This window comes from Flavobacterium sp. BFFFF1 (assembly GCF_002256285.1).
Lineage (GTDB): Bacteria > Bacteroidota > Bacteroidia > Flavobacteriales > Flavobacteriaceae > Flavobacterium.
Genome location: NZ_NKJE01000045.1, coordinates 1 through 12,163 on the forward strand (window position 1 = coordinate 1; position 12,163 = coordinate 12,163).

The 12,163-nt window shown below is 46.2% G+C and carries 12 protein-coding genes; 7 read left to right on the forward strand and 5 right to left on the reverse strand.

Annotated elements, in window-relative coordinates; genetic code table 11:
* Positions 1 to 85 precede the first annotated feature (85 nt).
* Both CFE23_RS15935 and CFE23_RS15940 read left to right on the forward strand, forming a co-directional pair.
* The gene (locus CFE23_RS15935) at positions 86 to 2,410 is read left to right on the forward strand and encodes a UvrD-helicase domain-containing protein (RefSeq protein ID WP_291090221.1); all 2,325 of its coding nucleotides are present in this window, start codon (positions 86 to 88) and stop codon (positions 2,408 to 2,410) included.
* A 115-nt stretch (positions 2,411 to 2,525) separates the two neighbouring features.
* Positions 2,526 to 3,146 carry an L-threonylcarbamoyladenylate synthase gene (locus CFE23_RS15940; RefSeq protein WP_291090224.1) on the forward strand — a complete coding sequence of 207 codons (621 nt, stop codon included), beginning with the start codon at positions 2,526 to 2,528 and terminating at the stop codon, positions 3,144 to 3,146.
* Here the strand turns inward: CFE23_RS15940 and CFE23_RS15945 are convergent, their stop codons facing one another.
* From CFE23_RS15945 to CFE23_RS15960, 4 genes are all read right to left on the reverse strand, one after another.
* Positions 3,147 to 4,157, reverse strand: coding sequence for a serine hydrolase (locus CFE23_RS15945; RefSeq protein ID WP_291090227.1), 1,011 nt, complete (start codon positions 4,155 to 4,157; stop codon positions 3,147 to 3,149). It lies immediately after the preceding gene.
* Between the two features lie 166 nt (positions 4,158 to 4,323).
* On the reverse strand, positions 4,324 to 5,160 hold the full coding sequence (locus CFE23_RS15950) for an OmpA family protein (protein WP_291090230.1): 837 nt from the start codon (positions 5,158 to 5,160) through the stop codon (positions 4,324 to 4,326).
* An 81-nt stretch (positions 5,161 to 5,241) separates the two neighbouring features.
* Positions 5,242 to 6,234 (reverse strand): glycosyltransferase family 2 protein, encoded by a 993-nt coding sequence (locus CFE23_RS15955; RefSeq protein ID WP_291090233.1) that lies wholly within the window; start codon positions 6,232 to 6,234, stop codon positions 5,242 to 5,244.
* Entirely contained in the window at positions 6,231 to 6,692 is a 462-nt protein-coding gene (locus tag CFE23_RS15960; RefSeq protein ID WP_291090236.1) for a type I restriction enzyme HsdR N-terminal domain-containing protein, read from the reverse strand. The genes CFE23_RS15955 and CFE23_RS15960 overlap by 4 nt, the downstream gene beginning before the upstream one ends.
* 64 nt (positions 6,693 to 6,756) lie before the next feature.
* Here CFE23_RS15960 and holA point away from each other — a divergent pair, with 64 nt between their 5' ends.
* From holA to CFE23_RS15980, 4 genes are all read left to right on the forward strand, one after another.
* Positions 6,757 to 7,761, forward strand: a complete 1,005-nt coding sequence (gene holA / locus CFE23_RS15965; protein ID WP_291090239.1) for a DNA polymerase III subunit delta — start codon at positions 6,757 to 6,759, stop codon at positions 7,759 to 7,761.
* A gap of 67 nt (positions 7,762 to 7,828) precedes the next feature.
* Positions 7,829 to 8,779 carry a phosphoribosylaminoimidazolesuccinocarboxamide synthase gene (locus CFE23_RS15970; protein WP_291090242.1) on the forward strand — a complete coding sequence of 317 codons (951 nt, stop codon included), beginning with the start codon at positions 7,829 to 7,831 and terminating at the stop codon, positions 8,777 to 8,779.
* A gap of 219 nt (positions 8,780 to 8,998) precedes the next feature.
* The gene (locus CFE23_RS15975; protein ID WP_291090245.1) at positions 8,999 to 9,286 is read left to right on the forward strand and encodes a hypothetical protein; all 288 of its coding nucleotides are present in this window, start codon (positions 8,999 to 9,001) and stop codon (positions 9,284 to 9,286) included.
* Positions 9,287 to 9,343: 57 nt separating this feature from the next.
* Positions 9,344 to 9,727 (forward strand): ankyrin repeat domain-containing protein, encoded by a 384-nt coding sequence (locus CFE23_RS15980; protein WP_291090247.1) that lies wholly within the window; start codon positions 9,344 to 9,346, stop codon positions 9,725 to 9,727.
* A gap of 79 nt (positions 9,728 to 9,806) precedes the next feature.
* Here the strand turns inward: CFE23_RS15980 and CFE23_RS15985 are convergent, their stop codons facing one another.
* On the reverse strand, positions 9,807 to 10,892 hold the full coding sequence (locus tag CFE23_RS15985; RefSeq protein WP_291090250.1) for a M42 family metallopeptidase: 1,086 nt from the start codon (positions 10,890 to 10,892) through the stop codon (positions 9,807 to 9,809).
* 85 nt (positions 10,893 to 10,977) lie between these two features.
* Here CFE23_RS15985 and CFE23_RS15990 point away from each other — a divergent pair, with 85 nt between their 5' ends.
* A complete protein-coding gene (locus tag CFE23_RS15990) occupies positions 10,978 to 11,664 on the forward strand; it encodes a DUF4294 domain-containing protein (RefSeq protein ID WP_291090252.1) in 687 nt (228 codons plus the stop codon).
* Positions 11,665 to 12,163: the final 499 nt, after the last annotated feature.

Below are 12,163 nucleotides of genomic sequence, written 5' to 3' on the forward strand. Positions count from 1 at the left end.
CACTCTCGTTCTCCCCAACTTCCGATCTCCCAAACTTCCAATCTTACGAACTTTCAATTATCTTTGCGTCACACGAAAAAGAAACATGCAGCACCATATCAGCCAACTCAACGAAGCCCAGCAGCAGCCGGTACTCCACAAAGACGGCCCCATGATCATCATTGCCGGCGCCGGATCAGGGAAAACACGCGTTCTAACCATCCGCATCGCCTACCTGATGAGCCTGGGCGTCGATGCCTTCAACATCCTCGCTCTCACCTTTACAAACAAGGCCGCACGCGAAATGAAGAAAAGGATTTCCGATATCGTCGGATCCACCGAAGCCAAGAACCTCTGGATGGGGACATTCCACTCCGTATTCGCCAGGATCCTGCGCGCAGAGGCAGACAAGCTCGGCTATCCGTCAAATTTCACGATTTATGACACCCAGGATTCCGTCCGGCTGATCTCCGCAATCATCAAGGAAATGCAGCTCGACAAGGATATTTATAAGCCAAAGCAGGTATTCGGCAGGATCTCTTCGTATAAGAACAGCCTGATCACCGTCAAAGCCTATTTCAACGATCCCGAACTACAGGAAGCCGATGCGATGTCGAAAAAACCGCGCATCGGGGAAATTTACCAGAACTATGTCGACCGTTGCTTCAAAGCCGGCGCGATGGACTTCGACGACCTGTTGCTGAAGACCAACGAACTGCTGTCGCGCTTCCCCGATGTGCTGTCAAAATACCAAAACCGGTTCCGCTACATCCTCGTCGATGAGTACCAGGATACGAACCACTCCCAATACCTGATTGTCCGCGCACTTTCAGACCGTTTCCAGAACATCTGCGTCGTAGGCGACGATGCACAGAGCATCTATGCATTCCGCGGTGCAAACATCAACAACATCCTGAACTTCCAGAAAGATTATGAAGGCGTAAAGACCTACCGCCTCGAGCAAAACTACCGTTCCACGAAGAATATCGTCGAAGCGGCAAATTCGATTATCGACAAGAACAAGGTGAAGCTCGATAAGATCGTATGGACCGCAAACGACGACGGCCCGCGCATCAAGGTGCACCGCAGCATGACCGATGGCGAAGAAGGACGTTTCGTGGCCAGCACCATCTTCGAGCAGAAGATGCAAAACCAATTGAACAATGGCCACTTCGCAATCCTATACCGCACAAACGCCCAGTCCCGCGCCATGGAAGACGCCCTGCGCAAACGTGACATCCCGTACCGCATCTATGGCGGACTGTCATTCTACCAACGCAAGGAAATCAAGGACGTATTGTGCTACCTGCGCCTCGTCCTGAACCCGAAAGACGAAGAAGCGCTCGTACGCGTGATCAATTATCCGGCACGCGCGATCGGCAACACCACCATAGAAAAGATTACAATTGCCGCAAACCACTACAAACGCTCCATGTTTGAAGTGATGCAGAACATCGACAAGATCGACCTGAAACTCAACGCCGGTACCAAGAACAAGATCGCCGATTTCGTAACCATGATCCGAAGCTTCCAGGTGTTGAACGAAACCCACGACGCATTCTTCATGGCCGACCACATCACGAAGAAAACCGGTCTGGTACAGGAGCTAAAGAAAGACGCAACACCCGAAGGCATCGCGCGCATCGAGAACATCGAAGAGCTGCTCAACGGGATCAAGGATTTCATCGAAGGCCAAAAGGAGATTGACGGCGCCCGCGGGGCATTATCCGAGTTCATGGAGGACGTCGCACTCGCTACGGACCTCGACAACGACACCGGCGATGACGACCGTGTGGCCCTGATGACCATCCACCTCGCCAAAGGCCTCGAATTCCCGTATGTCTTCGTTGTCGGGATGGAAGAAGACCTGTTCCCGAGCGCGATGAGCATGAGCACCCGCAGCGAACTCGAGGAAGAACGCCGATTGTTCTATGTCGCGCTGACCCGCGCCGAACACCAGGCCTACCTGACCTATGCACAGTCGCGTTACCGTTGGGGAAAACTCACCGACAGCGAACCCTCGCGGTTCATTGAGGAAATCAACGGCGAATACCTCGAATACCTGACCCCCGAAGAGAACAACTACCGCTACCGCCCGATGATTGATGCCGATATCTTCGGCGATGTCGACAAGTCGAAGCTGCGCCAAAACAAACCCGTACACAGCACACCGCCCAAATACATCACCGACAACGAACCGCGGCCCGACAGCCCAATCCGGCGCCTGAAACCCGTGAGTACGCAGAGGGCGGCCGGTATCCCAGACTCAAACCTCGCAGTCGGCAATACCGTCATGCACGAACGTTTCGGCAAAGGCGAAGTCGTCAGCATCGAAGGCGCCGGCGCAGATAAGAAAGCCGAAATCCGTTTTGACGTCGGCGGCATCAAGAAATTATTGCTGCGCTTCGCAAAACTAGACGTCATTAATTAACAATTAACAATTAACAATTAATAACACTAATCTTGTTACCTAATGGTCCTGCGTTTTCCAACCCGCCACTATTAAATATAAATTATTAATTATTAATTATCAATTCCTAATTCTCATGGCCCAATTCATAAAAATATACAACGACAAGCCCAACGAAGCCGCGATCATGAAAGTAGTCAATGTACTGCGCGACGGCGGACTCGTCATTTACCCGACAGATACCGTTTATGGACTTGGCTGCGACATTACGAACAGCCGCGCACTCGAGCGCATTGCCAAGATCAAAGGAATCAAGCTCGAAAAGGCCAATTTCTCGTTCGTATGCTACGACCTGAGCAACCTATCGGATTATGTACGGCAAATTGATACCGCCACGTTCAAATTATTGAAGCGCGCGCTTCCGGGACCTTACACCTTTATCCTGCCCGGCAACAACAACCTCCCAAAAGAGTTTAAGAAGAAGACCACCGTGGGCATCCGTGTCCCGGACAATAACATTGCGCGTTGTCTCGTGGAAAAATTAGGCAATCCAATAGTGTCCACGTCGATCCATGACGACGATGAGGTACTGGAATATTCCACCGATCCTGAACTGATCTTTGAGAAGTGGCAAAACCTCGTCGATATCGTAATTGATGGCGGCTATGGCGACAACCACGCGTCCACGATCATTGATCTGTCAGGTTTTGAGCCCGTAGTCGTAAGGGAAGGGAAGGGGAGCCTCGATATCCTGTAGTTACTGCGCGGCCTGCATGTCGTCATACACCGCTTTCGAGATATCACCAATCAAATCTGACAATACTTTGTTGTCTTTTCCTTTGGTCATGACCGTCAACAGGTACGATTTCCCATCAAGGTACACGATACCCGACTCATGCAGCTGCAATTCATCAGGATTGCCGGCTTCACCAAACTTATGAACCACTTTAGTCCCGGCAGGAAGTCCTTTCATGATGCCATCCTTGAATTCACATTCGCTGAGCAGCTCTGCAGCAAACTCCGAATTATCAATGTTTAGATATCCGGCGTTGTAGATTGAGCGTATAAACAATGAATATTGAGAAGAAGTAAAAAAGTAATGGGCCGCGTAGATATTCGGTACCTCCAGGCCAAGGTCAGCAAATAACTTTTGCAGGATTTCAGGCTTCATATACGTTTCAAGCAACGCGGTTGCATTGTTATCAGAATAGCGGATCATGTATTCCAGCAATTGCCTTATGGTATAGGTTTGCCCCAATACAATAGATTTTGCGGCATACGCGACTTTTTTATTTACGTCGTACACCTTCGAGTAAGCCACGCGCTTATTCAGGAACCCGGGATTGTCCTCATCCATCTTCAGGATGGCAATCATCACCGGCACTTTAAATAACGATCCCGGCTCAAACTGTTCGCCTTCATTGACATTGATCCAATCCGTTCCTGACCGCAGATACATCGAAGCACCCGTAACACCTTTATCTCTTTTGTAGGCTTCAATGATCCCATTTACTTTTGATTTGGTCGCCATCAGGTTCTCCGACTCGCATTCACCATCCACAAACATCAACGGCCGCACATAACGGTATCCGGCAAGCCGTTTCACATTGAAATTGCAGGCGACAGATGCGGTGTTATTGCTATTGACGGTATCCTTGCTCTTATCACCGGTAAAAAAGTGGGCGGTCGCAAGCGCGAGACAGACAGCCAAAAGTGCAATCAATCCCACATGCCATATCGAATATCTTTTTGTAGAGGAAAAAGTCATTTATAGTGATAATAATTGTTGGAGCGCGAATTTAAATAACAATTTCGATTAAATGTGTTAAAAAAAACCCACATCATTGTTAAATTTAATAACAGGCTCGGCTGCAATTACCCTAATAAAAAAATCCCCGGGGTTCGCCCGGGGATTTATCAAAAAGAGATCGCAATTACTTTTGTCCCTTCATTTCTTTTTCAATCATTTCATAAAACTGGTCGATTTTTGGCAGGACGATAATCCTCGTTCTCCTGTTCACCGCCCTGTTTTCTGCATTATTGTTATCCACTAACGGAATATATTCGCTTCGTCCCGCCGCAATCAGCTGTGCAGGATTTACTTTAAGGTCTTTGGTAAGCACCCTGACGATCGACGTCGCACGTTTCACACTTAAATCCCAGTTGTCAAGCAACGTGCCATTGCTGATAAAAGGTACGTTATCCGTATGGCCTTCCACCATGCATTCGAAGTCCGGTTTGCTGTTGATCACCTTCGCTACCTTGCCAAGGATTTCTTTCGCCCGGTCGCTCACAACGTAGCTGCCGCTTTTAAACAGCAATTTATCGGCGATGGAGATGAAGACAACGCCTTTCTCGACATTCACTTCAATATCCGGGTCAGAGATGCCCACTTCACGTTTCAGGCTGGTAACCAGCGCCAGTGTCACACTGTCTTTCTTCGTCAGCGCATCCTGCATCCGCGTAATCTTAAGGTCTTTCTCCTTAATCGTTTCAAGTGCTTTCTCGATGTTCTGTGCCCCCTGCGTAGTCAGGGTAGTCATGTTGCCCATATTGTTGATCAGGTCGGTGTTGTTCTTTTTTAGGAACTCCATCTGCGCTGCCATGGCCTCTTTCTCAGTCAGGCACAGGTTTAGCTTAACAGTCGTTGAGTTAAGTAAATCCTGGATTTCCTTATTCTTGGCTTCCAAAGCCGCGATTTTCTTCTTCGTGCCGCAAGAGGTAACGGTCAGCATGCCAATTACCGAAAGCGCTAAAATGATTTTTCTCATAATAAGTGTGTTTTAGTTTTTCAACGTACAAAATTAAGCCTTTTAATTGCAAATGTTAAAATTCCGAACCCTAAACTATTGTTAAAACAGTTTTAAGAACGTCTTTTTACCCTGCACGTAATAAGCCACAACGATACTTTTTATTTTGTAGTATTCTTTGGACTGAAAAGATGCCCTTTTCCGGTAAGCGCTCGAAAAAAGGCGATAGAAAGCGCCATGCGCCTGCAATATGGCGAAGAAGTGTTTCCATTTTCCTTTAGCGACAAACTGCATCCCGGCCAACCCATCAAGTACCATCCGTTGGAGCAGGATCAGATAAAGTTTGTCTTTGGGAAGATTCTTGGTAAGCATCAACAGCGAGTTTCGGAAATTCAGGTACGTTTTCCGCGGATTGCCCTGCTGCAGTGTCGCGCCGCCCACGTGGTACACCACCGACTGCGGAATGTACTTAATCCTGACATTGTGGTTAAACGCCCGCCAGCACAGGTCAATCTCTTCCTGGTGCGCAAAAAAGCTGTCGTCAAATCCGTTAAGCATCCTGTAAATATCCCTCCGGATAAAGAAACAAGCCCCCGATGCCCAGAAAATCTCGATCGCGTCGTCGTATTGTCCTTCATCTTGTTCCACCGTATCAAAGACACGCCCCCTGCAAAACGGATAACCAAATTGATCGATAAAGCCACCGCCGGCACCGGCATATTCAAACAGCGCCTTATTTTTAAAATCGAGGATCTTCGGCTGTATGATCGCCGTATCGGGCTCATTTGCAAAAGTATCCGCAATCGGGTCCAACCAGTTTTCAGTCACTTCAATATCGGAATTCACCAATGCGTAAATTTCTTCATCCACAAACTGCAATGCCGTGTTGTATCCCTTCGCAAAGCCAAAATTCCCGGCATTCCGGATAATTTTCACTGAAGGAAATTCCCGCGCGACAAATGCAATGGAGTCATCGGTAGAAGCATTGTCAGCCACATACACGACAGCGTCAGGAGAATTGCGGACAACACCGGGCAGGAATTGCTCCAGCAGCTGCCGGCCGTTCCAGTTCAGGATAACGACGGCGATCTTCATATCAACGATAGATTTACCCCGAATGCAGGCAGTTCAGGAAGGAAGACATAACATTGGTTCTCAAAATCCATTCGGCAAAAATAGTGATTATGCCCATTCGTTACCACAAGATATTCAGCACCCATTGTCAGGTTATACCGCGCAATCTGGTCAAACGTGGTTTGCGTGATTTTCACTTCGGGTGCCTTACATTCTACCAGGATCCTAATGGAACCATCGGGATTAAATACTACCGCGTCGTACCGTTTCGTTAAGTCGTTTACCTTGAGCAGCTTTTCCACATTGACATGCGAGATCGGGTACTTTTTATCCAGCAATAAGAACTGTACAACATGTTGGCGGACCCATTCCTCAGGCGTCAGGATCACAAATTTTTTACGGATGGGGTCGAAGATGGCGACTTTATTTTCGCTATTTTTGAACCGAAACGCATAAGGCGGAAAATTGAGTGGCTGCATGCTGCAAAGGTAATGAGAAATACATTTGCGTGCACCCTGAACCTGGCACCACATAAATGATACGATGGACGAAGTAGTAAAAATTGTAAATGATATCAAAGGCGGAAACATCAAACCCATCTATTTCCTGATGGGCGAGGAGCCCTATTATATTGATAAACTGTCAGATTACATCGAGCAAAATGTACTCTCGGAAGACGAAAAAGGATTTAACCAAACCGTACTGTACGGCCGTGATGTCACTATGGAAGACATTATAGGTACGGCAAAACGCTACCCGATGATGGCCGAACGGCAGGTGGTCATCGTCAAAGAAGCGCAGGACCTGACCAAAACCATCGACAAGCTGGAGAGCTATGCCGATAACCCGATGCCATCCACGGTGCTCGTGTTTTGTTACAAATACAAAACGTTGGACAAACGAAAAAAAGTGACAAAACTGTTGGACAAGCACGGACTCGTTTATGAAAGCAAGAAGTTGTATGAGAACCAGGTAGGGCAGTGGATCAGCCGTGTGCTGCAAGGCAAAGGATATGCCATCGAACCCAAAGCGAACGCGATGCTGGTCGAATTCCTGGGCACCGACCTGAGTAAAATCAACAACGAACTCGAGAAACTCCAGATCATTTTGCCCAAAGGCACGACAATCAACGCAAAACACATCGAAGACAATATCGGCTTCAGCAAAGATTACAATGTATTTGAACTCCGCAAGGCCATTGGCGACAAGAACCAGCTAAAGGCCTACCAGATTGCACATTACTTCGCCGAAAATCCGAAAGACAACCCGATGGTCGTCACCACCGCACAGGTTTTCAGCTTCTTTGTAAGCCTGTTGCAGTACCACGGATTGAAGGATAAAAATCCAAAGAATGTAGCGTCAGTACTCAAGGTGAATCCCTACTTCCTGAAAGATTACGATGTCGCGCTACGGAATTACCCAATGAAAAAGGTAAGTGCCGTTGTCGCCACATTGCGTCAGATCGATGTGAAAAGTAAAGGTGTCGGTGCCAACGCGCTTTCCAATGGTGACCTGCTCCGCGAAATGCTCGTGCACATTTTTAACTGAGAAACCTTTTTTTATAAAACGTTTCTGTCTGAAATGATTTAAATTTGCGCCCTTAAACAACAACACAATGAACAACACGATCACCCACACCGATTTTAATTTCCCGGGACAAAAAGCCGTTTATCATGGCAAAGTCCGCGACGTCTATAACATCAACGACGAACTGCTCGTCATGGTAGCCACAGACAGGCTTTCCGCATTTGACGTGGTACTACCAAAAGGCATTCCGTTTAAAGGACAGATGCTGAATCAGATCGCGACGCGTTTTATGGAGCTCACACAGGACATTGTCCCAAACTGGCTTATCGCCACGCCGGATCCTAATGTTGCCATTGGCCATTTGTGTGCCCCTTTTAAAGTAGAGATGGTGATCAGGGGATATTTGTCAGGACACGCGGCCAGGGAATATCACGCAGGCAAAAGGACGCTTTGTGGTGTCGCACTTCCTGACGGCATGAAAGAAAATGATAAGTTCCCGCAGCCCATCATCACACCCACTACCAAAGCAGACAATGGCGAACACGACGAGGACATTTCCAGAGAAGCCATCCTGTCACGTGGCATTGTTTCGGAAGAAGATTATCTCGTATTAGAACATTACACACAGGCACTTTTCCAGCGGGGCGCGCACATCGCGGCTGGACGAGGACTAATCCTCGTAGACACCAAATATGAGTTTGGGAAAACCAAGGATGGGAAGATTGTCCTAATCGACGAAATCCATACACCGGATTCCTCAAGATATTTTTATGCAGAAGGATACCAGCAAAGGCAGGACAGCGGCGAAGACCAGAAGCAATTGTCTAAGGAATTCGTTCGCCAATGGCTGATCGCCAACGGTTTCCAGGGAAAAGAAGGGCAGCAAATCCCAGAAATGACAGCCGAGTACATCAACAGCGTCTCCGAGCGTTACATTGAATTGTATGAAAACATACTCGGAGAGCCGTTCGTCAAAGCCAATATACATGACATCGCAGAACGGATAGAAAAAAATGTCTCTGATTTTCTAAAGAAATAATTTTATTCTAAAAGTACGCTCAAAACCGCTCTATCAGGCGGTTTTCGGCGTTTATGAATTATACAGATTATAAATATAAATGTTAAAATTTCATTTTTTTTGTATTGGTTTGTAACATATTAATACCGATAGCGTCTATTCAGGTAATCAAGATTAAATCATCAATCATCACCCAAAGCATCACCGACACGTTCGGCGCGGAGGACAAAATCAATCATCATGAAAAAATCAATCACAACGCTTGCCGTAGTGTTTTGCACTACAATCCACGCAGCCTTCGCTGCAGACCTTTCAAACGCTGATGCAAAATTCGTTTCGTCAGCTGATCCGAGCCTAATCAATTCGGAATTAGGGAATCTTAAGAAATACAACAGGACAATCGACGACGTCATCGCTTCCGACCTCAAAATCACTGAGGCACGGGTATCTCCTAAGAAATCAACACCATCCACAAAAAAGAAAGCCAGGAAAAACCCTGTAAGCCTTAAAAAACAGCTTGTAAATTAAGCTGCATCTTTTTAGTACACTACAATCATTCAATCATACACTTTAATCATTATCATCATGAAAAAATCGATCATTTATTTAGGAATCGCTGTATTGTCATTGACAAATGTGGCTATCGCAGCAGAAAACACTGTTGTAAAACCAAAGCCGGAATTGGCAGGATATACAGGATCGCCGTTATGCCTGGCTATTGCAAAAGGCGACATAGAAGTCGTAAAGAAATTTATAGAATATGGCGCGAGTGTCAATGAAACCTCAAACGGAATGACACCGTTAATGTTTGCCGCACGTTACAATCAGGTCGCCATTATGAAGCTATTGGTAGAAAATGGCGCGGACGTGAAAGCAAAAGACGCTAAAGGTTTCACAGCCATGAAACACGCAGAGAATTCAAAAGCCACTGAAGCCATTGAATACCTTAAAGGGATTGCGAAAAAATAAAGGGTTTATTATTTTGTTTAGTTAGAAAAAGCACCATCAAGAGCGAACAGGTATGGTGCTTTTTCGTTTCTATAAGTGACTAAAAGTACGAAAATGTATTCTCATTTTCGATTTGGAGCAACGACTCGTAAATCAGTCGGATTACATTTTCAACATCTTCACGGTGAACCATTTCAACGGTTGTGTGCATGTATCTCAAAGGCAACGAAATTAACGCCGACGCAACACCCCCATTACTGTATGCAAAAGCGTCTGTATCTGTTCCGGTGACGCGTGAAGACGCAAGCCTTTGAAACGGAATGCTGTTTTTCTCGGCAGCCTCGATAATAAGGTCGCGCAGGTTGTTTTGAACCGCAGGGGCATAAGTAATCACAGGACCTTTACCGATTTTGGTTTCACCCTCGATTTTCTTGTTGATCATCGGGGTGGTGGTGTCGTGGCAAACGTCAGTCACGATTGCAACATTAGGTTTGATGGTATTGGTAATCATTTCGGCACCGCGCAAACCCACTTCCTCCTGCACAGAGTTCGTGATATACAGTCCAAATGGCAGGATTCTCTTATTATCATGCAGCATTCGTGCCACTTCGGCAATCATAAACCCGCCCATGCGGTTGTCGATGGCACGGCAGACGAACTTGTCCCCGTTCAACACCATGAATTCATCCGGATACGTAATCACGCAGCCGACATGGACGCCCATCTTTTCAACTTCCTCCTTTTTGTCACATCCAATATCAATGAATAAATTGTCAATTTTTGGATGCTCTTCTTTATCGCGGTTCCGGGTATGGATCGCCGGCCAGCCAAAAATCCCTTTTACGATTCCGTTTTTGGTATGGATGTTCACGCGTTTTGAGGGTGCAATCTGGTGGTCGGATCCGCCGTTCCGGATGACATAAATCAGCCCGTCATCGGTGATATAATTTACGTACCACGAAATTTCGTCAGCATGCCCTTCGATGACCACCTTATATTTGGCATCGGGATTGATTACCCCAACAGCAGTCCCGTACGTATCCGTAATGAATGTATCTACATAAGGTCGAAGGTAATCCATCCACAGTTTTTGTCCGGCAGCTTCATAACCCGTAGGAGAAGCATTGTTGAGGTATTTTTCAAGAAAATCCAGAGAACTTTTATTCAGTATTGTTTCGTTGGCCATAAAAAATATTTTTTGCTAAAATATAAATTTGATATTAGAGTTTAATACGTATTAATGTATAATTTTGGAAATAAAATTGCCACATATGAAAGTACTCAGGTTCCTTGTGATTGCACTTTTCATGACAGCGGTTGCTGCTGCACAGGAGGAAAAACCGGATAAGCGCGACGACTATCTGAACGAACCCGACACCATTACATTGCCCACTGTGGGATTGGAGGAGGTGGTCATCGACATGACTAAATATAAGGAAGACGCAGAGAGCCGCAAACAGTTTGCCATCCTCCAGCGCCGCGTATATAAAGTATATCCCTATGCAAAGTCGACTGCCGCAAACCTTACCGCATTGAATGCAGGCATGGCGAAGCTGAAATCCAATCGTGATAAAAAGAAATATTTTAAGATTGTCGAGGACTATCTGGACAACCAGTTCAAGCCCCAGTTGAAGAAATTATCACGTAAAGACGGTCAGATCCTGGTGAAGCTAATTTTCCGGCAGACAGGAAGTAGTACCTTTGACCTTATTAAGGAATATAAAAGTGGCTGGAAGGCGTTTTGGTCAAACAGTACCGCGAAGTTATTCGACATCAATCTGAAGACCAAGTATGAACCTATGGTCGTCAATGAGGATTATCTGATAGAGACGATATTGGTCCGCGCCTTCAAGAGCGGTAGGTTGTCGCGTCAGGATGCTCCTTTTGCCATTGATTACCAGAAAATCTCTGACTATTGGGTGAATAAACTGGGAAAGAAATCCCCAGGCCAGGACTAGCATTTTTCTAATAGCGTTTCCGCATTTCCTTAGCTCTCGCACGGCAACGCGGTCGGGCTCTTCGCTATAATCTTTTGCCTTCGCTGCGCTGCGGTGAAAGGATTTCCGCTGCGATCCCTCACGCAGTTTGAGCCCATTGGTAAGTTGGTAAAGATCTTAAGCCTGCTCATCCTCTCGAACTTCTGATCTTCCGATCTTCCGAACATCACGATCTTCTGAACTTCACGAACTTTCCGAACATTTCTGATGTCCAGCGTTTTAGGATGTGATGTTAAATTTTCTTCAAAAAAAGGTTGTGAAAAGTTTGCGAAACTGAAAAAGGGGGTTACTTTTGCACCCGCATTGACAAAGACGTTCTGCTAGTTTACTGTAAGGTTGTGTTTAAAAAAAGTTTGTAAAAATTCATTTAAATATTTGCCTGAAAGGAAATAAGTTTTACCTTTGCCGTCCCGATAAGGGGAAAGGAAAGTTCATATAGATATTGGTGTTTTGGGATTTG